The sequence below is a fragment of the Sinorhizobium sp. genome (assembly GCF_059070375.1).
The window spans coordinates 1375796-1393684 of record NZ_JCACWC010000002.1 but is presented as its reverse complement, the minus strand read 5'-3'; the positions used below and the strand labels follow the sequence as shown (position 1 = coordinate 1393684).

Here is a 17889-nt window from a genome sequence, read left to right as displayed (position 1 = left end):
GCCCGTTGCCCCGTGCCTCCTTGAATGACACGCTACACAAGCCGGTCGTCAAATGAAACCTGCGTGACCGGGCGCCTTCAGGCGGTCATCGCCCTGAAGTGGCCGAGCATCCGCGCCGCGTCGGGTTCGAGCCCGGTGAACAGCCGAAACGCGCCGACCGCCTGGAACACCGCCATGCCGCCGCCGTCGAGCGTTTTGCAGCCACGCCGCCGGGCCTCCCCGAGAAGCGCCGTTTCCAGCGGAAAATAGACGATCTCGGCGACCCAATGGCTTCGCGAAAGAAGCTCCGCGTCGAGCGGCAATCCGGGATATTTCGCCATGCCGGTCGGCGTCGCGTGGATGAGGCCGGCGGCATTTCCCATTTCCGAGGGGAGATCGGTGCCGGCCGCCACCTCGGCTTTCGGAAAGAGAGGGGAGAGCATCCGGGCAAGCGCCTGCGCGCGGCCGGCTTCGCGGTCGAACACGACCAGCCGCTGCAAGCCGAGCGAGAGCGCGGCATAGGCCGTGGCGACGCCTGCTCCGCCGGCGCCGAGCTGGACAGCGCAGGAGAGGTCGGCATCCGGCAGGCCGCGCCGGAAGCCTTCGGCAAAACCCCACCAGTCCGTATTGTGGCCGTAGCGCCGTCCGCTTCTGAGGACCACCGTGTTGACGGCGCCGAGTTGCCGTGCCTCGGGGGCGAGCTCGTCGAGATAGGGAATGATCGCCTGCTTGCAGGGATGGGTGATATTGAGCCCGGCAACCCCCCGCCGCTCGGCGTCGGCGAGCAGGCGCGGCAGGTCCTTCTCGCTCGCCCCCAGCACGTTGAGATCGATCAGCTCATAATCGTAGCGAATGCCCTGCGCCGCACCTTCCGCCATGTGCATCGCCGGCGTCAGCGAAGCCTGGATACCCGCGCCGATCAGGCCCGCCTTCAAGGATTTTACAAGCGTTTCGGTCATGCGTCGGGTTCCGGTTGTTTCGTTTTCGGCTGCGGCCACGGCGCGCCGGCCCGCCCGGTTGCGGGCGGACCGGCATGACGATCACTGGCCGCGGGCGGTGCCGATTTCCTTGAAGAGCGCCTCGACCGTCTCCTGGCCGATATCGGCACTGAACTTCTCGATCATCGGCTTGACGGCATCGCGCAGTTTCTGCGTTTCCTCGGGGCTCAGTTCGCTGACCTCCATCCCCGTCTTGCGGATCTCTTCGAGTGCTGCGGCATCCTGCTCGCGCGAGACCTTGCGCTGGAAGTCGCGCGCTTCGACGGCTGCCTGTTGCAGTACGGCCTTCTCCTCTTCATTGAGGCCGTCCCAGAACTTCTTGCTGACGAGCACGATCTGCGGATTGTACTGATGACGGGTGAGCGTCATGTACTTCTGCACCTCGTAGAATTTTGCGTTGATGATGTTGGCGGAGGGATTCTCCTGGCCGTCGACCGTTCCCGTCTCGAGCGCGGTATAGAGCTCGGTATAGGGGAGCGGCACCGCATTGGCGCCGAGCGCGTTGAAAAGCTCGACCGGGATCGGCGACTGAATGGTGCGGATCTTCAGGCCCTTGATGTCTTCGAGCTTGGTCACCGGATGCCGGTTGTTGGTCAGGTTGCGGAAACCGAGCTCCCAATAGGCGAGGCCTACGAGCCCGGTGTCGGGCAGGCGTTCCATCAGGCCGGTACCGAAGGGACCGTCCATCACCTTGTCCGCCTCCTCGCCGCTGTCGAACAGGAAGGGGAGGTCGACCGCGCCGAACTCCTTGACGTTGCTCGCCAGAATGCCGGCGTTTAGTACCGTCATCTCGATGACGCCGCCCTGCAGCGCCGAAACGGTCTGCACGTCACCGCCGAGCGTCCCGCCCGGGAAGAGCTTCACCTCGATTTTGCCGCCGCTCTTCTCCTTCACGAGCTCGGCGAATTTCTCCATGCCGGTCACCTGCGGATGACCCTTGTTGTTCGCCGAGGCGAATTTGACCGTCTGATCGCGGATTTCTGCCAGTGCCGGCCCCGCCGTCATGAGTGCCAGTGGCACGGCTAGGCCCAGTGCCATTTTGGTCAGTCTGTCGAACATGTTTTCCTCCCAGGTTGGGCCGGTATCGTGCCGGCCTTGTTGACAGTCGAAAATCGCGCGTCAGCGCCCGAACCAGGAGACCGGAACGGTCACCAGTTCAGGGAACAGGACGAGCAGGAAAAGAACGATCAGTTCCGCGAAGAGGAAGGGCATCACGCCCTTTATGAGATTCTCCATCGAAAGCCTCGACACGCCGCAGATGACGTTCAGGACGGTGCCGACCGGAGGGGTGATCAGGCCGATCGAGTTGTTGATGATGAAGAGCACGCCGAAATAGACCGGATCGATGCCCGCCTGTTTGATGACCGGCATCAGCACCGGCGTCATGATCAGGATTGTCGGCGTCATGTCCATCGCGGTGCCGACGATCACGATCAACACCATGATCGCGATAAGCAGAGCCGTCTGGTTGCCCATCAGGGGCTCGAGGAGTGCGGCGAGCGCGCCGGGAACGTCGGCAACGGTGATCAGCCAGGCCGAAACCGCCGCGCAGGCGACGAGGAACATCACCACGGCGCTGATCTTGGCGGCCGAGACGAAGACGTGGAAGAGTTGCGCCGGCGCCAGTTCGCGATAGACGACCATCGAAACGAAGAGCGAATAGACGGCGGCGATGACACCCGCCTCCGTCGGCGTGAAGACGCCGAACTTCAGACCGACGATGATGATGACGGGCAGGAAAAGCGCCCAGAGGCTGTTGACGAAGGCCCTGAGCCGCAGCCTGCCGCTCTGCCGCGGCGGCAGGTCGAATTGCTCCTTGCGGGCGACGATCAGCCAGGTGATCGAAAGCGCCGCGGCGATCATCAGTCCCGGGAATATGCCGGCGAGGAAGAGTTTGGTGATGGAGACGCCGCCGACCACGCCGAATAGGATGAAGCCGATCGAGGGCGGTATGATCGGGCCGATTATCGAGGCGGAGGCGATGAGCCCGCCGGCACGCGCCGGGTCGTGGCCGCTTTTCAGCATCATCGGCAGAAGCAGCGCGCCGAGTGCGGCCGCATCGGCGACCGCCGAACCGGAAAGACTGGAGAGAATGCAGGCCGCGAAGATCGCGACGAAGCCGAGCCCGCCGCGGATATGGCCGACCATGGCCATGGCCAGTGCGACGATGCGGCGGGAGAGGCCGCCCGTATTCATGACCTCGCCGGCAAGCAGGAAGAAGGGAACGGCCATCAGCGGGAAGCTGTCGGCACCGTTCAGCACGTTCTGCGCCACGATCTGGGCGTCGAAGAGGCCGAGATAGAGCATCAGCGCCACGCCGCTCAGGATGAGGGCGAAGGCGATCGGCACGCCGAGAGCCATAGGTCCGAGAAGGGCGCCGAGGAAGATGGATACGGTCATCGCCGCCTCCTCAATGCTTCGCCGAAAGCGGACCGAGTGCGGGGGCAGAAAGGTCGTCGAGTGCTGCTTCGTCCTCGCTGTCGCGTACGAGATCGGTCGTGGTCACGTCGATGCGGCCGGTCGCGATCGCGAAGGCATCGGCGAGCAGGATCAGGAAGGCCGGAATGCCGAAGGCGAGGCCCGCACCGTAGAAGAAGGCCATGGAGATGCCGGTCGCCGGCGCGCCGACATGGAGGTTGATCAACGTCTGGGTCCAACTGCCGCTGATCACCAGCCAGATTGCAAAGAGCATCAGCGCGTGGCCGCAGAGCACGGCCGCCTTCGCGGCGCGCGGCGGCAGGCGCTTGATGAGCGAGTCGACGCCGAGATGGCCGTGCTCGCGCATGGCGACCACGGCGCCGAGAAAGGTGAGCCAGACGAAAAACATCCGCGACAGCTCCTCCGACACCGTTATTCCCTGGTTGAAGGCATAGCGCAGCACGACATTGCCGAAGACGAGAACGACCATGCCGGCAAGCAGCAGCGCGATCGTCACCTTCAACGCGAAGAAATAGAAATCGATGATGCGGCTCATCCGCTCCTCCCAAGCGACAGGCGAGCGACAGCCCAAGGCGCAGACCTGTCGCAGGCTTCTCCTCCCAACCAGGCGGTCGCCCGGAGCCCTCCACCACGCTCCTTCGTGGCGTTCGGCATGTCTCGTTGCAAAATGTACTAACTAGTTCGGAAAATCAATCCCGCGAGGTTGAAAGGGTTCGGCAAGGTGATATGTCTTGATCCATCGTTCGGGAGGTCCGTGGTTCGACCGCCGCCTTGCTTCGGCAAATTGGATCGGTAAACGGCTTGAGGGAGAGCGGGGGAGCAGCGCGGTGAAAATGGCGGAGCGGCAGGCAAACGGCAGGAAGAACGATCCGCAGCGGACGCAGGACGACATCCTCGAAGTCGCGACGGAGGAGTTCTCCACCCATGGCCTCGCAGGCGCGCGCGTCGATCAGATCGCCGAGCGCACCCGCACGTCGAAGCGGATGATCTATTATTACTTCGGCAGCAAGGAAGCGCTGTATCTCGCCGTCCTCGAGCGGTCCTATCGCAAGATCCGCACGCTGGAGGCCGACCTGGAGCTTGCGAACCTGCCTCCGGAAGAGGCACTTCGCACGCTGATCGCGACCACCTTCGACCATGACGAGGCCAATCCGGACTTCGTCCGTCTGGTCAGCATCGAAAACATTCATCGCGCCGCGCACATGCTGCGCTCTGATGCGATCCGCGACCTCAACGTCTCGGTGATCCAGATGATCGACGCGATCATCGAGCGCGGCCTTGGCGACGGGACCTTCCGCCGCAAGGCCGACCCGATCGACGTGCACATGCTGATCAGCGCCTTCTGCTTCTTCCGCGTGTCGAACCGCTACACCTTCGGCACGATCTTCCGTCGGGACCTGTCGGAGCCCGAGACGATCGCGCGGCATCGCACGATGATCGCCGATGCCGTGGTGAGCTATCTGAAGGGCGACGAGCCCAGCGCGGCGCTTCGCTAGATCCTCTCCGTTTTCATTTCTGCGACCAGCAGGGGAGCGAGGGCGAAAAGCATTCGCTTGTAACGTTCTCGGGATTGACAGGCATGGCTTCGGTAATGTTATTACGTCGCTATCGAGTAATGTAATAACATAGCGACTTCGGGAAGATCCGCTGCGCGAGGACTTTTCGATAGCCCGGCCGTGCCGACGGATTGCGCGGACGAAAACTGTTTCAACACAAAGAAAGGACCCCCCATGATATTGTCTCTCACCCGGGCCCGCCTGATGGCAGCAGTGGCGACCGCTTTCGTCCTGGCCGCACCCGGCGCACGCGCGGATGATCATGAGACGAAGGAGGCGTGGCGCCTGTTCGTCGCCGATCACACGCAGCCGGTGGTACGCGCCATCGACTTTTCGGACGGCAACGAATTGGGCCGCTACGACACCAACGGATATGCAGCCCTGACGGTCAGCGCATCCGGTCAGACGGTCTTCGCCGCGCAGTCGGAAGAAGACATCGTACACGTCATCAAGACCGGCATCGGGTTCTCGGATCATGGGGAGCATCGCGATCTGGAAGTCTCCGATGTGGCGCTTCTTCCGGTGGCGCTCGAGGGCAAGCGCCCCGCCCATGTGGTGCCGCATGACGATCACGCGATCATTTTCTACGATCGCGGCGGCAAGGCGGACATCGTCGATGAAGCCGCACTTCTCGAAGGCAAGGCGCAGGTCAGGACGATCGATACGACCAGGCCGCACCATGGTGTCGCCGTGAGCATGGGGCGCCACGTCCTCGTCTCGGTGCCGGACACGGAAATCGAGCCGAAGCCGGACGAACTGCCGCCGCGCGTCGGCGTGCGTGTGATCGACGAGAAGGGCGGGCAGATCGGCGAGATCAGCAAATGCACCGACCTGCATGGCGAGGCCACATCAGCCCGTCTCGTCGCCTTCGGCTGCAAGGAAGGGGTGCTCGTCGCCCGCCCCGGCGGTATCGACGGGCCGAAGCTCACAATGCTTCCCTACCCCTCGGATTTCCCGAAGGGTCACACCGGCACCCTGCTCGGAGGCAAGGCGATGCAGTTTTTCCTCGGCAATTACGGCGACGATAAAGTCGTGCTCATCGATCCCGACAGCAGCGAACCGTATCGGCTGATCACGCTGCCGACTCGGCGTGTCGACTTCCTCCTGGATCCTGCAATGCCGGCCAATGCCTACATTCTGACGGAAGACGGCGACCTTCATGTGCTGGACGTGATCAAGGGGGAAATCCTCCGCAAGGGCAGGGTCACCGAGCCATACAGCAAGGACGGCCATTGGCGTGATCCGCGCCCGCGCCTGGCGGCAGCCGACGGCCAGATCGTGATCACCGACCCGCGACACGCTCTCCTCCGGGTGACCGATGCAGAGACTCTCAAGGAGACCCGCACGATCCCCATCGAAGGTCAGCCCTTTGCGATCGTCGCCGTCGGCGGTTCGGGCGCCTCGCACTAATTTCGAGCGGCTTTCACGTCGGGCTCAGTGCAGGTGCCTCAGCTTGTCGGGGTTCCTTACGACATAGATCGCAGCGATTTTGCCGCCCTCGATGTCGAGGGCGGTGGTCTGGATTTCGCCGTCGGCTTCCATCGTGATGAAGCCGGGCAGCCCGTTGACGAAACCGATGCGCAGCAGTTTCGAGCCGTTCGCCCGAAAAAGCGCAGCCAGCTTCTCATGGACCTTCATAACGGCATCAAAGCCGACGATCGGCATGATCGCTGCCGAGCGCTTGCCGCCGCCGTCCGCATGGATGCTGACATCGGCCGCGAGCATCGCGCCGAACGCGTTCATGTCCCCGCTACGCGAGGCCTTGAAGAAGGCCTCCGCAAGCTGGAGGCCGCGCTCCTTCTCGACGTGAAAGCGAGGCCTTGCCTCCCGGACATGCGAGCGTGCGCGGGCGGCAAGCTGCCGGCAGGCGGCGGCGTCGCGCTGGATGGTCGCCGCGACCTCCTCGAAACCTAGCCCGAACACGTCGTGCAACAGGAACGCTGCCCGCTCGAGAGGGGACAACCGCTCCAGCGCCAGCATCAGCGGCAATGTGACGTCTTCCTCTTCCTCCTCCTCCACGACGGGATCGGGAAGCCAAGGCCCCACATAGGTCTCGCGCTGGCGCCGAGCCGATTTTAGCTGATCGAGGCAGAGCCGGGTGACGGTGCGGCGCAGGAAGGCCTCCGGTTCGCGCACCGCGGCGCGGTCGGCCCCCATCCAGCGGATAACGGCCTCCTGCACCATATCCTCGGCGTCGGCAACCGAGCCGAGCATGCGATAGGCGACGCGCATCAGCTTTGGACGCAGCGGGTCGAAACTCGCTGCCGCATCCGCTTGCGTAGCCTGTGTCATCAGGCGACCGCCTTCTCGGCGATTGTCTTTGCGGCTGCCGGTTCGACCCACAGGCCGAAGCCCACGGCGAGGCGGTTCCACCCGTTGATGACATTGATCATGAGCGTGAGCTTCACCTGCTCCTCCTGCGTGAACTCGGCCTTCAGCGCCTCATAGGCGGCGACGTGAGTGTGGCCCTCCGACAGCCGCGTCAAAGCTTCCGTCCAGGCGAGCGCAGCGCGCTCGCGGTCGGTATAGCACGGCGCCTCGCGCCATGCCGAGAGCAGGTAGATCCGCTGCTCGCTCTCGCCCTTGGCACGCGCCTCCGCCGTATGCATGTTGATGCAGTTTGCGCAACCGTTGATCTGCGAAGCGCGGATCTTGACGAGCTCGATAAGGCTCGACTCGAGGCTCGAAGCGATCGTGGTCGAGATGCTGAACCAGCTCTTCATCAGCGAAGGGGCGGCGGCAAAGGGATCAAGTCTGGCAGTCATGGTCGGTCTCCTTTTGTTGGTTCCGACACCATGACGAGACAGAGTTCGCCGGTGTGACATCGATGCGAATTTTTTTGCGTGGATCAACTTTTACTGTTCCAGCGAACCGCCGGAATTCCTCGGATCGTCCGCCCCGGGAGCCATCACGCCGATCCCGAAGGGGTCGAAGTGCTTCGGATTCCTAGTGACCACGACCAGGTCATGGACTTTCGCGGTGCCGGCAATCAGCGCATCGGCCATGCCGGGACTGTGACCGGCCACCACTGCGATTGCTCCCAGTTGGCCCGATCTTGTGGAAACGGTCGTGTCTATCGACAGGATCCTGTCGTCGTAGGTCGACACAAGGCCGGAAAGCCAGAGCCGAAGACTTGCTCCTCTCGCCGTGGCTCCCTTCCGCTCGAGCAGGGCGACGCCCTTTTCGATTTCGTGAACTGTCAACACGGAGAGGAATCTCGTGCCTTCCGCATCGGCCGCCTCCAGCCAGCGGATAAAACCCTCCGGCACTGTCGGTTTGGACGGCGAGAACATCGAAATGACGGTCGTGTTGAGGGATAACCGCTTACAGATCGACATCCCGGGATGGTGAACTGTTGCGTTCGAACTCACCGCCGGGGAACTTCTGCAGATGCGAGGTCAGGCTGGGCCGGATCCTGTTTAGGGCCTTGCGTGCAATCTCCGCTGCCGCAAGCGGAACCAGCGCTGCGACGGGCTTTCCGTGGCGGGTGATCGTTACGAACTCGCCGGCGATCGCCTCGTCTACATAGGCCGACAGGCGGGCCTTGGCATCTTTAAGACTCACGGTCGACATGGTTTCATCCCAGGCATGTAGTCACATGTGACTACATGAATGCGCCTGCGGGCGGAGGAATTCAAGGCTCGATCTCGGGCTCGGCCCCGCGGCGGGAAGACGACGACGAGGGCGGCAACCGCGATCCTGATGGCCGAGAGGATAACACAGGTACGATCGCGGCCGCCGAGCGGGGTGCCATAGGCGACGCGGAAGAACCGTCGCCGGTGCTTCGCTGGATGTCCCCGCGGGCGGAAAGCGGGCAACAAGGCTGCGTTGCAAAGCCGCTCACTCCGTCCTTATACTCCTCGGGCTATGGAGAAGACCTTCGTCGCGGCGCAAGAGGAACGGCCTGGGGAAGCTTGGCTTTCGCGGTTTGCCGCCGGTCGAGCCGAGGCGGAGAGCTGGTATTTCGGGCGGGCCCGACGAGCATCGGGTCCGAGCGTCAAAGAATGTCGCGAGGCCTTACGGCAGTACATGCCGGAACTCGTTCCTCACTATGAGCACGCCTGCGCTCTCGTTGGAGATGATGAGGTTGCTCATCGGATGCTCAGTCACTTTCGACCCGCGCCGGATGCTTACGGCTGCAGTCAATCTGTCTGGCTCGGGGAAGGGGGCCCGGCACTGATCCGCAATTTCGACTATCCGCCGAGTGTGGCCTCCGATCGTTTCGAAATGACCCGGTGGTCCGGGATGAAGGTGATCGCGAAGGCGCAACGCCCTTGGGGAGGCTGCGTGGACGGGATGAATGAGGAAGGACTGGTCGCAAGTGTTACTCTTGGGGGCGGACGTTCTCAGGGCAGAGGGTTCTCGATCATCCTCGTGATCCGCTACGTGCTGGAGACCTGTCACCAGGTCGAGCAGGCTGTCAAAGCTCTATGCCGAATACCTGTGGCGCTCGCGCAGAACGTCACCGTACTGGATAGTGCCGGCAATTATGCCACTCTGTTCCTCGGGCCGGGCCAGCGCCCGATCATTACGCGCCTGAAGGCATGCGCAAATCATCAGCGGGCGGCGCGACCGTCATCATTCTCGGTGGCTCGACAGCAATTTATTCTGCAAGCACTAGAGGATCCTTCCATGTCGCTGGAGAAGCTGACGGATGGCTTCCTTCGGCCGCCGCTTTATTCCGTGAGCGGCCCCCATCCCACCCTCTACACAGCCGTCTATCGACCTGCAAAAGGCAGAGTAGACTATATCTGGCCGGGGAAACGCTGGTCTCAGCGTTTCGAAGATTTCCAGACAGGCGAATACACGCACACCTTCACCGATCGATTTCCCGGTCAGTGAGGGGGCGCACGGGGCCATGCGCCCGGTGCACCAGACCGATCCGGTTCAATCCTCCTCGACGAAGACCTGCTCGCGCTTTTTCTTGATGCTCGGCAGGAAGACGACGACGAGCACGGCGAAGGCAATGAGGAGCAGGGTCGCACTGATCGGCCGGGTGACGAAGGTCGTCGGGTCGCCGCGCGAGAGGATCATGGCGCGCCTGAGGTTTTCCTCGAGCAGCGGGCCGAGCACGAAGCCGAGGAGCAGCGGCGCCGGTTCGCAGCGCAGCTTCAGGAGCAGGTAGCCGACAAGGCCGAAGAAGGCGACGGCGTAGAGGTCGTAGACATTGGAGTTGACGCTGTAGACCCCGATCGAGCAGAAGGCCATGATGATCGGGAAGAGCACGAAATAGGGGATCTTCAGGAGCTTCACCCAGAGACCGATCAAGGGCAGGTTCAGGACCACCAGCATCAGGTTGCCGATCCACATCGAGGCGATGATGCCCCAGAAAAGCGCCGGCTGCTCCACCGCCACGTTCGGGCCGGGTACGATGCCCTGGATGATCATCGCACCGATCATAAGCGCCATCACCGGATTTGCCGGAATGCCGAGGGTGAGCAATGGAATGAACGAGGTTTGCGCGCCGGCATTGTTGGCGCTTTCAGGTCCGGCGACACCCGCGACCGCGCCGCGGCCGAATTCCTCCGGCCGGTCGGAGAGGCGCTTCTCCACCGTGTAGGAGGCGAAGGCGGCGAGGATCGCGCCGCCGCCGGGCAATACGCCGAGCGCCGAGCCGATGGCCGTGCCGCGCAGGACCGGAGCGACCATCTGCCTAAAGTCCTCGCGCGTCGGCATCAGATCGGTGACCTTCGCCATCAGCACTTCGCGCGTCTTCTCGCTTTCGAGATTGCGGAGGATTTCGGCGATACCGAAGACGCCGACCGCCAGCGCCACGAAATTGAGGCCGTCCGAATATTCCCGGATGCCGAGGGTGAAGCGCGGCGTGCCGGTATAGATATCCGTGCCCACGAGGCCGAGAAGCAGGCCGAGCGCCACCATGGCAAGCGCCTTGATGACCGATCCGTGCGCAAGCGCGACCGAGGAGACGAGGCCGACGATCATCAGCGAGAAATATTCCGCCGCGCCGAACTCGAGCGCGATCTCCGTCAAAGGCGGCGCGAAGAGCGCGACCAGGAATGTCGAGACCGTGCCGGCGAAGAACGAGCCGAGCGCCGCGATCGCGAGCGCTGTGCCGGCGCGGCCCTTGCGCGCCATCTGATAGCCGTCGATGGCGGTGACGGCAGAAGAGGATTCGCCGGGCATGTTGATCAGGATCGCGGTGGTCGATCCGCCATATTGAGCGCCGTAATAGATGCCGGCGAGCATGATCAGCGAAGAGACCGGCTCAAGCTGGAAGGTGATCGGCAGCAGCATGGCGATGGTCGCAGTGGCGCCGATGCCGGGCAGCACGCCGATCAGGGTTCCGAGGAGTACGCCGATCAGACAGAAGAGCAGGTTCGCCGGCGAGGCGGCTGTGGCAAAGCCGAGGGCAAGATTGCTGAAGAGTTCCATCGTCGCCGACTCCTAGAACCGGGTCCACGGGCCGAACCGCTCGAATGGCAGGTTGAGGCCGTAGCTGAAGACGCCGACCGAAAAGATGGTCAAGGCAAGCGAGAGAGCGATCGCCCAGAGCGGCTTCATCCGGCTGGAGGCGAAACAGGCGATCAGCGCCGTGAAGAAGAGTGAGGGGACGAAGCCGAGGCCGCGCACGGTCAGCCCGAAGAAGATCGGCGCCGGAAGGATGAAGACGATGCCGCGGATGGCGATCGGCCCCATCGGCTCGCCGTGAACGCGCGCCGATTGCACCAGGATGATCAGACCGAGCAGGATCAGCACGGCGGAGAGAACCAGCGGGAAATAGCCCGGGCCCATGCGGAAGGCGGTGCCGAGCTCGAGCCCGAGCGACTGCCAGGCGAAGAACAGCCCGACGGCCGTCAGAATGCCGCCGCACAGCGCGTTGGTCGTGTCGAAAGAGATGGATTTCATCGTTTCCCCATTATTTCCGTGAGTGCCGATCCCTTTTCCGAGGAGCGTGCCGCACCGGTTTTTGGCGAATATCTTCGCATGTTCTGCTGGCTGATGCATGTCGCCCGAAAGTGGGAAGCCGAGGCATCGCCTGTTGACAGCTGTCAACGCCGGTGCGGGCGCATTCTCGCTAGGCGCCCGCACGGATTGAAGGCCTGACGCGCGATCAGTCGGCGTACTGGCCGGCGGCCTCGATCACCGGCTTCCAGCGGGCGATCTCGCTTTCGAGCTTGGCCTTCAGCGCCGCTGGGGTTGCGTCGGCTTCGCTCGACGGCTCGGTGCCGAGTTCGCCGAAGCGGGCAACCACGTTCTCGTCCTTGAGTGCCTTCTGCAGCGACTTGGAGAGGCGGTCGGTGACTTCGGCCGGCGTGCCCTTCGGCGCATAGATGCCGTGCCAGATGCCGACCTGGAAGCCCGCAAGGCCCGCTTCCTCGGCGGTCGGCAGATCGGGGAAGATCTTGAGGCGCTGCGGCGAGGTCACCGCATAGGCCTTGATCGTGCCGCCCTGGATCTGCTTCGTCGTGTTCGTCGTCTGGTCGCACATGATGTCGACCTGGCCGCCGAGCAGGTCGGTCATCGCCGGGCCGGTCCCTTTGTAGGGCACGGTCGTCAGCGGCGTTTCGATCGCGCTCATGAACATCATGCCGCAAAGATGCGACGCCGCGCCGATGCCGGCATTGGCGACCGTCACCGTGTCCTTGTTCGCCTTGACGTGTTCGATCAGGCCCTTGAGGTCGGTCGGCTCGAAATCCTTGCGGGCAACGATGGTCATCGGAACTTCGGTGACGAGGCCGACATATTCGAAGGCATTCAGCGTGTCATAGGCGAGCTTGCGATAGAGCGTCGCGCTGGTGGCCATGCCGATGTGATGCAGAAGCAGCGTGTAGCCGTCCGGATCGGCCTGAGCGACGCGGCCGGCACCGAGCGTCCCGCCGGCGCCGCCGACATTCTCGACGATGATCTGCTGGCCGAGATCCTTCGACATGGACTCGGCGACGAGGCGGGCCACCGTATCGGTCGGGCCGCCGGCCGAGAACGGCACCACCATGGTGATCGTGCGCTCCGGATAGGTTTGGGCGTTCGCCGAAGCGGCAAAAAGGGAAACGGCGGCGGCTGCGCCCAGAAGCGCGTTAAGGATTTTCATCTTTTCCTCCCGGATGAAATTATCGACCAGCCGGCATGGTTCCTCCCGCCGGTTCTGGGTTCACCCATTAGCAGGCCGGATTTTAGCACAGACAACCGCTGCCCGACGCCGTTTCATGCATTTACCGCGGATAGGCGCGTCAAATGGGTGGATTTGGAAACAAAAGCGCCTGTCGATGGGTGGACTTCGGGACATCGGGCTTGTCGCGCCGGCAAGCCGGGGAAAGCCCTCGTCAGAGCCCGGTGCGGTGTCTGAGATAAACTATCTCCGCCTCCGTCAGCGGCCGGCTTGCTCCCTTCGGCAGGTCGCCGAGGCTTATGTCGCCGATCGAGACGCGAAGGAGACGCAGGCACTCGAAGCCGAGCGTGTCGAGCATGCGGCGGATCTGACGGTTGCGTCCTTCGTCAAGCTCCACCTCGATCCAACTGTTCCTGTCTCCGCTTTTCAGGAGTTCGACCCGCACGGCGCGCAGCAGTTCGCCACCCTCCGTAACGCCTTCCAGCATCCGTGCGGCCATGGCCTCGCCGAAAATGCCGCGCAACTGAACATGGTATATCTTGCCGAGATGGGTCTCCGGATCGAGCAGACGCTGCGCCAGCACCGTGTCGTTGGTGAAGAGCAGAAGCCCCTCGCTGGCCTTGTCGAGCCTGCCGACCGGCGAGAGGGACGGAACGTCGACATTGTCGAGGCAGCTGAAGACAGTCGGCCGGCCCTCGGGATCGTCGCGGGTGGTCACGAGGCCGCGCGGCTTGTTCAGCATGAGATAGACTCTGTCTTGCGCGGCGATGACGGTTCCGTCGACGGCGATCCTGTCCGCTTCGATATCGACCCAGTGGGAGAGATCCGTGATCTTCCGGCCGGCGACGCTGACACGCCCCTCGGCGATCAGCTTTTCGGCCTGCGTCCTCGAGCAGTAGCCGAGCTTGGAGAGCGCCCGGGCGAGCGTCACCCGCTTGCCGGGCAGTTCGCCGGCTTTCGCGCCTCCGATCCGCCTTTTCGCCGTAGGGTGGCGCTGTTTCACCTTATCCGCCTCCGCGCTGTTGGATCGTGCCTCCTCTGACATAAATGGCGGTGCGAGGCCAGAGATCCGGCAGAGGTATCGGCGCCCTTTTCGATGGTGGCGCGCCTCTTCTTCCCTTGCCCGCCGATCGTCGCCGGCCCATAAAAGCGCCCATGGAAGCGGCGGGCGGAATTGTGGAGGAACTGGAGATGAGCGTGACGGGAGCTTGGGATTTCTGGGTGGATCGCGGCGGTACCTTCACCGACGTGGTCGGCCGCGATCCGGCGGGCGCCTTGCACGCGCTGAAGGTCCTCTCGGAAAATCCCGGCGCCTATCGCGATGCGGCGGTCCACGGCATCCGGCAGCATCTCGGTCTCGGCCCCCGCGATCCGGTTCCGGCGGGCGTGGTCGGCGAGGTCAGGATGGGCACGACGGTTGCCACCAATGCTTTGCTGGAGCGCAAGGGCGAGCGGCTGGCGCTCGTCACGACGCGCGGCTTCTGCGATGCGCTCAGGATCGGCTATCAGGAACGCAAGAAGATCTTCGCCACCGAGATCATCAAGCCCGAGGCACTCTATTCGGAGATCGTCGAGCTCGACGAGCGGGTGCTCGCCGACGGCACGGTCGAGCGGCCGCTCGACGAGGCGGCAGCGCGCCAGGCGCTCGAAGGCTTGAAGGCCAATGGCTACGGGGCGGTCGCCATCGTCCTGATGCACGCCTACAGATATCCCGCCCACGAGGCGATCGTCGCCCGCATCGCACGATCGATGGGATTCGAGCAGGTATCCGTCAGCCACGAGGTCTCGCCGCTCGTCAAATATGTCGGCCGTGGCGATACGACCGTGATCGACGCCTATCTCTCGCCCGTGCTCGGCCGCTACGTGGCGCAGGTTTCGGAAGAGCTGGACGTCGCCCGATCCGGCGCCCGGCTCATGTTCATGATGTCGTCCGGCGGGCTTACGGCGGCGAAGATGTTCCAGGGGAAGGATGCGATCCTCTCCGGACCTGCGGGCGGTGTCGTCGGTCTGGCGCGGACGGGCGAGGCGGCCGGATTCGGCCGCGTGATCGGCTTCGACATGGGCGGAACCTCGACCGACGTCGCCCATTTCGACGGCGAGTACGAGCGCGCCTTCGAGACCGAGGTTGCCGGCGTGCGGGTGCGAGCGCCGATGATGCTGATCCACACGGTTGCCGCTGGCGGCGGCTCGGTCCTCCATTTCGACGGCGAGCGCTTTCGTGTCGGTCCGGATTCGGCCGGCGCCAATCCCGGTCCCGCCTGTTACCGCAACGGCGGACCGCTCGCCGTCACCGATGCCAATGTCATGCTCGGCAAGCTATTGCCGGAACACTTTCCGGCGATCTTCGGGCCGGAACAGAATCTGCCGCTCGACGTGGAGACCGTGCGCGAGGGTTTCGTCGCGCTAGCGGCCGAGATCGGCGACGGGCGGAGCCCCGAGGACGTCGCCGACGGCTTCATCCGCATCGCGGTCGCCAATATGGTCGAGGCGATCAAGAAGATTTCCGTAAGCCGCGGCTATGACGTGACGCGCTATGCGCTCAACTGCTTCGGCGGCGCCGGCGGGCAACACGCTTGCCTGGTCGCCGACGCGCTCGGCATGAAGAGTATTCTCCTGCACCCGATGTCGGGGCTGCTCTCGGCCTATGGAATGGGCCTTGCCGACATTCGCGCGACGCGGCAGAAGGCGCTCGCGGCCGGTCTCGACGAGGCCGCGCCGAGGGCGCTTGCCGCACTTGCCCGGGCACTGCAATCGGAATGCCTGACGGAACTCGAGGCGCAGGGGATTTCCCGTGAGCGGATACGCACACATTTGCGCGCGCATATCCGCTATGCCGGAACCGACACGGTGCTGCCGGTGGAAGCGACCTTCCCGGATGAGGACGACCAGGCGCGGCTCCGCGCTGAATTCGAGCGTCTGCACAGGCGCCGCTTCGGATTCGTCGCCGAAAACAAGGCTCTGGTGATCGATGCGGTCGAGGTCGAAACGGTCGGCGGCGGGGCTGCGGAAATGGAAGCGGAAGGTCTTGCCGTGACGGTCGGAGATGTCGCCCCGAACCGGCGGACCCGCTTCTATTCGCAGGGTGCGTTTCACGACGCTCCGGTGGCGCTGCGTTCCCAAATCAGGCCCGGCCAGAAGCTCACCGGGCCCGCAATCATCATCGAAGCCAACCAGACGATCGTCGTCGAGGACGGCTGGCAGGCGGAACTGACGGCGAAAGACCATATCGTCCTGAGGCGGATCAGGGCGCTGCCCGAACGCACTGCGATCGGCACGAAGGCCGATCCGGTCATGCTGGAGATCTTCAACAATCTCTTCATGTCGATTGCCGAGCAGATGGGCGTGACGCTGCAGAACACCGCCTATTCGGTCAATATCAAGGAGCGGCTCGATTTCTCCTGCGCGGTCTTCGACAACAGGGGAAATCTGGTCGCCAATGCGCCGCACATGCCGGTGCATCTGGGCTCCATGGACGCTTCGGTCGCGACCGCCATCCGTGAGAACCCGGTCATCCATCCGGGCGATGTGTTCCTGATCAATGCGCCCTACAACGGCGGCACGCATCTGCCGGACCTGACGGTCTGCACGCCGGTCTTCGACAAGAAGGGCCACGAGATCCGCTTCTGGGTCGCAAGCCGCGGTCACCATGCGGATATCGGCGGTATCTCGCCGGGCTCGATGTCGCCGCTGGCCACCAATATCGAAGAGGAAGGCGTCTATATCGACAACTTCAAGCTCATCGACCGCGGCCGCTTCTGCGAGAAGGAACTGGAGAAGCTCTTGAACGGAGCGCGCTATCCGGTGCGCAACATCCTCCAGAACGTCAACGATCTCAAGGCACAGGTCGCGGCCAACGAGAAGGGCGTGGCGGAACTCACGAAGATGATCGCGCAATTCGGAGAGGATGTGGTCGAGGCCTATATGGGTCACGTCCAGGATAATGCGGCCGAAAGCGTGCGCCGCGTGCTCGACCGATTGCCGGACGGCGAATTCTCCTACGAGATGGACCAGGGCTGCCGGATCGTCGTGAAGATATCCATCGACCGCGAGAGCCGGGAAGCAACGGTCGACTTCACCGGAACGTCGCAACAGCGCTCGGATAACTTCAACGCGCCGGAGCCGGTGACGCGTGCTGCCGTGCTCTATGTCTTCCGGGTACTGGTCGAGGCCGACATCCCGATGAATGCCGGTTGCCTGAGGCCTATCCGCATCGTCATCCCGCAAGGCACCATGCTTTCGCCGCGCTACCCGGCGGCGGTGGTCGCCGGCAATGTAGAGGTCAGTCAGGCGGTCACCAATTGCCTCTTCGGCGCCGTCGAGGCGCAGGCCGCCGCGCAGGGAACAATGAACAACCTGACTTTCGGAAACGCCGACTACCAGTATTACGAGACGATCTGCTCCGGCGCGCCGGCCGGCCCCGGCTATGACGGCGCCGATGCGGTTCACACGCACATGACCAATTCGCGCCTCACCGACCCGGAAATCCTGGAGACGCGCTTCCCGGTCGTGCTCGAAGACTTCCACATCCGCAAGGGCTCGGGCGGGCGCGGCAAGTGGTCGGCGGGCGACGGTACACAGAGGACGATCCGCGCGCGCGAGCGGCTGGACTTCGCGATCCTTTCCGGCCACCGCCGCATCCGGCCCTTCGGCCTGAAGGGCGGCGAGGCGGGGGAAACCGGCCGCAATTTTGTCCGCCGCAATGACGGCCGCATCGAAGAGCTGCCGGGCTCGGCTCATACGGTGCTCGAGGCGGGCGAGACTTTCACCGTCGTGACGCCGACGGGCGGAGGTTATGGGAAGGCTTCGTAACGTCAAAGCTTCACGGATCGCCCCTCTCTCCCGGTTATGA

General features: G+C 63.7%; 16 protein-coding genes. 4 read left to right on the top strand and 12 right to left on the bottom strand.

The features are described from left to right. Nucleotides 1–77 precede the first annotated feature (77 nt). The 4 genes from AC5J09_RS11035 to AC5J09_RS11020 form a co-directional block, all read right to left on the bottom strand. On the bottom strand, nucleotides 78–938 hold the full coding sequence (locus AC5J09_RS11035) for a shikimate dehydrogenase (protein ID WP_324764425.1): 861 nt from the start codon (nucleotides 936–938) through the stop codon (nucleotides 78–80). An 81-nt stretch (nucleotides 939–1019) separates the two neighbouring features. Further along, nucleotides 1020–2036 (bottom strand): TRAP transporter substrate-binding protein, encoded by a 1017-nt coding sequence (locus tag AC5J09_RS11030; RefSeq protein WP_324764426.1) that lies wholly within the window; start codon nucleotides 2034–2036, stop codon nucleotides 1020–1022. A 60-nt stretch (nucleotides 2037–2096) separates the two neighbouring features. Further along, entirely contained in the window at nucleotides 2097–3377 is a 1281-nt protein-coding gene (locus AC5J09_RS11025; RefSeq protein ID WP_494297611.1) for a TRAP transporter large permease subunit, read from the bottom strand. 10 nt (nucleotides 3378–3387) lie between these two features. Further along, nucleotides 3388–3951, bottom strand: a complete 564-nt coding sequence (locus AC5J09_RS11020) for a TRAP transporter small permease (RefSeq protein ID WP_275599560.1) — start codon at nucleotides 3949–3951, stop codon at nucleotides 3388–3390. Between the two features lie 298 nt (nucleotides 3952–4249). Between AC5J09_RS11020 and AC5J09_RS11015 the strand changes: the two genes are divergently transcribed. Then, nucleotides 4250–4912 carry a TetR/AcrR family transcriptional regulator gene (locus tag AC5J09_RS11015; RefSeq protein ID WP_100671012.1) on the top strand — a complete coding sequence of 221 codons (663 nt, stop codon included), beginning with the start codon at nucleotides 4250–4252 and terminating at the stop codon, nucleotides 4910–4912. 234 nt (nucleotides 4913–5146) lie between these two features. Beyond that, complete coding sequence (gene aztD / locus AC5J09_RS11010; RefSeq protein ID WP_324764428.1) at nucleotides 5147–6382, top strand: zinc metallochaperone AztD; 1236 nt, start codon at nucleotides 5147–5149, stop codon at nucleotides 6380–6382. A 24-nt stretch (nucleotides 6383–6406) separates the two neighbouring features. Here aztD and AC5J09_RS11005 read toward each other — a convergent pair whose 3' ends face one another. The 4 genes from AC5J09_RS11005 to AC5J09_RS10990 form a co-directional block, all read right to left on the bottom strand. After that, nucleotides 6407–7264 (bottom strand): sigma-70 family RNA polymerase sigma factor, encoded by an 858-nt coding sequence (locus AC5J09_RS11005; RefSeq protein ID WP_494297610.1) that lies wholly within the window; start codon nucleotides 7262–7264, stop codon nucleotides 6407–6409. Then, nucleotides 7264–7737 carry a carboxymuconolactone decarboxylase family protein gene (locus tag AC5J09_RS11000; RefSeq protein ID WP_494297609.1) on the bottom strand — a complete coding sequence of 158 codons (474 nt, stop codon included), beginning with the start codon at nucleotides 7735–7737 and terminating at the stop codon, nucleotides 7264–7266. The genes AC5J09_RS11005 and AC5J09_RS11000 overlap by 1 nt, the downstream gene beginning before the upstream one ends. Before the next feature lie 90 nt (nucleotides 7738–7827). Further along, on the bottom strand, nucleotides 7828–8310 hold the full coding sequence (locus AC5J09_RS10995; RefSeq protein WP_324764429.1) for a type II toxin-antitoxin system VapC family toxin: 483 nt from the start codon (nucleotides 8308–8310) through the stop codon (nucleotides 7828–7830). After that, nucleotides 8297–8545, bottom strand: coding sequence for a type II toxin-antitoxin system Phd/YefM family antitoxin (locus AC5J09_RS10990; RefSeq protein ID WP_324764430.1), 249 nt, complete (start codon nucleotides 8543–8545; stop codon nucleotides 8297–8299). The genes AC5J09_RS10995 and AC5J09_RS10990 overlap by 14 nt, the downstream gene beginning before the upstream one ends. 294 nt (nucleotides 8546–8839) lie before the next feature. On the opposite strand from AC5J09_RS10990, the gene AC5J09_RS10985 reads away from it, so the two are divergent. After that, the gene (locus tag AC5J09_RS10985; RefSeq protein WP_100671022.1) at nucleotides 8840–9814 is read left to right on the top strand and encodes a C45 family peptidase; all 975 of its coding nucleotides are present in this window, start codon (nucleotides 8840–8842) and stop codon (nucleotides 9812–9814) included. Between the two features lie 45 nt (nucleotides 9815–9859). Here AC5J09_RS10985 and AC5J09_RS10980 read toward each other — a convergent pair whose 3' ends face one another. The 4 genes from AC5J09_RS10980 to AC5J09_RS10965 all read right to left on the bottom strand — a co-directional run bounded on the left by AC5J09_RS10980 (nucleotide 9860) and on the right by AC5J09_RS10965 (nucleotide 14085). Beyond that, nucleotides 9860–11365: a tripartite tricarboxylate transporter permease gene (locus tag AC5J09_RS10980; protein ID WP_100671024.1), complete on the bottom strand. Its 1506-nt coding sequence runs from the start codon at nucleotides 11363–11365 to the stop codon at nucleotides 9860–9862. A 12-nt stretch (nucleotides 11366–11377) separates the two neighbouring features. Beyond that, complete coding sequence (locus AC5J09_RS10975) at nucleotides 11378–11839, bottom strand: tripartite tricarboxylate transporter TctB family protein (protein WP_100671026.1); 462 nt, start codon at nucleotides 11837–11839, stop codon at nucleotides 11378–11380. A 205-nt stretch (nucleotides 11840–12044) separates the two neighbouring features. After that, nucleotides 12045–13022, bottom strand: coding sequence for a tripartite tricarboxylate transporter substrate binding protein BugD (locus AC5J09_RS10970; protein ID WP_100671028.1), 978 nt, complete (start codon nucleotides 13020–13022; stop codon nucleotides 12045–12047). A gap of 232 nt (nucleotides 13023–13254) precedes the next feature. Further along, a complete protein-coding gene (locus AC5J09_RS10965; RefSeq protein WP_324764431.1) occupies nucleotides 13255–14085 on the bottom strand; it encodes a pseudouridine synthase in 831 nt (276 codons plus the stop codon). A 146-nt stretch (nucleotides 14086–14231) separates the two neighbouring features. Here AC5J09_RS10965 and AC5J09_RS10960 point away from each other — a divergent pair, with 146 nt between their 5' ends. Next, nucleotides 14232–17849 carry a hydantoinase B/oxoprolinase family protein gene (locus AC5J09_RS10960; RefSeq protein ID WP_494297608.1) on the top strand — a complete coding sequence of 1206 codons (3618 nt, stop codon included), beginning with the start codon at nucleotides 14232–14234 and terminating at the stop codon, nucleotides 17847–17849. Nucleotides 17850–17889 lie beyond the last annotated feature (40 nt).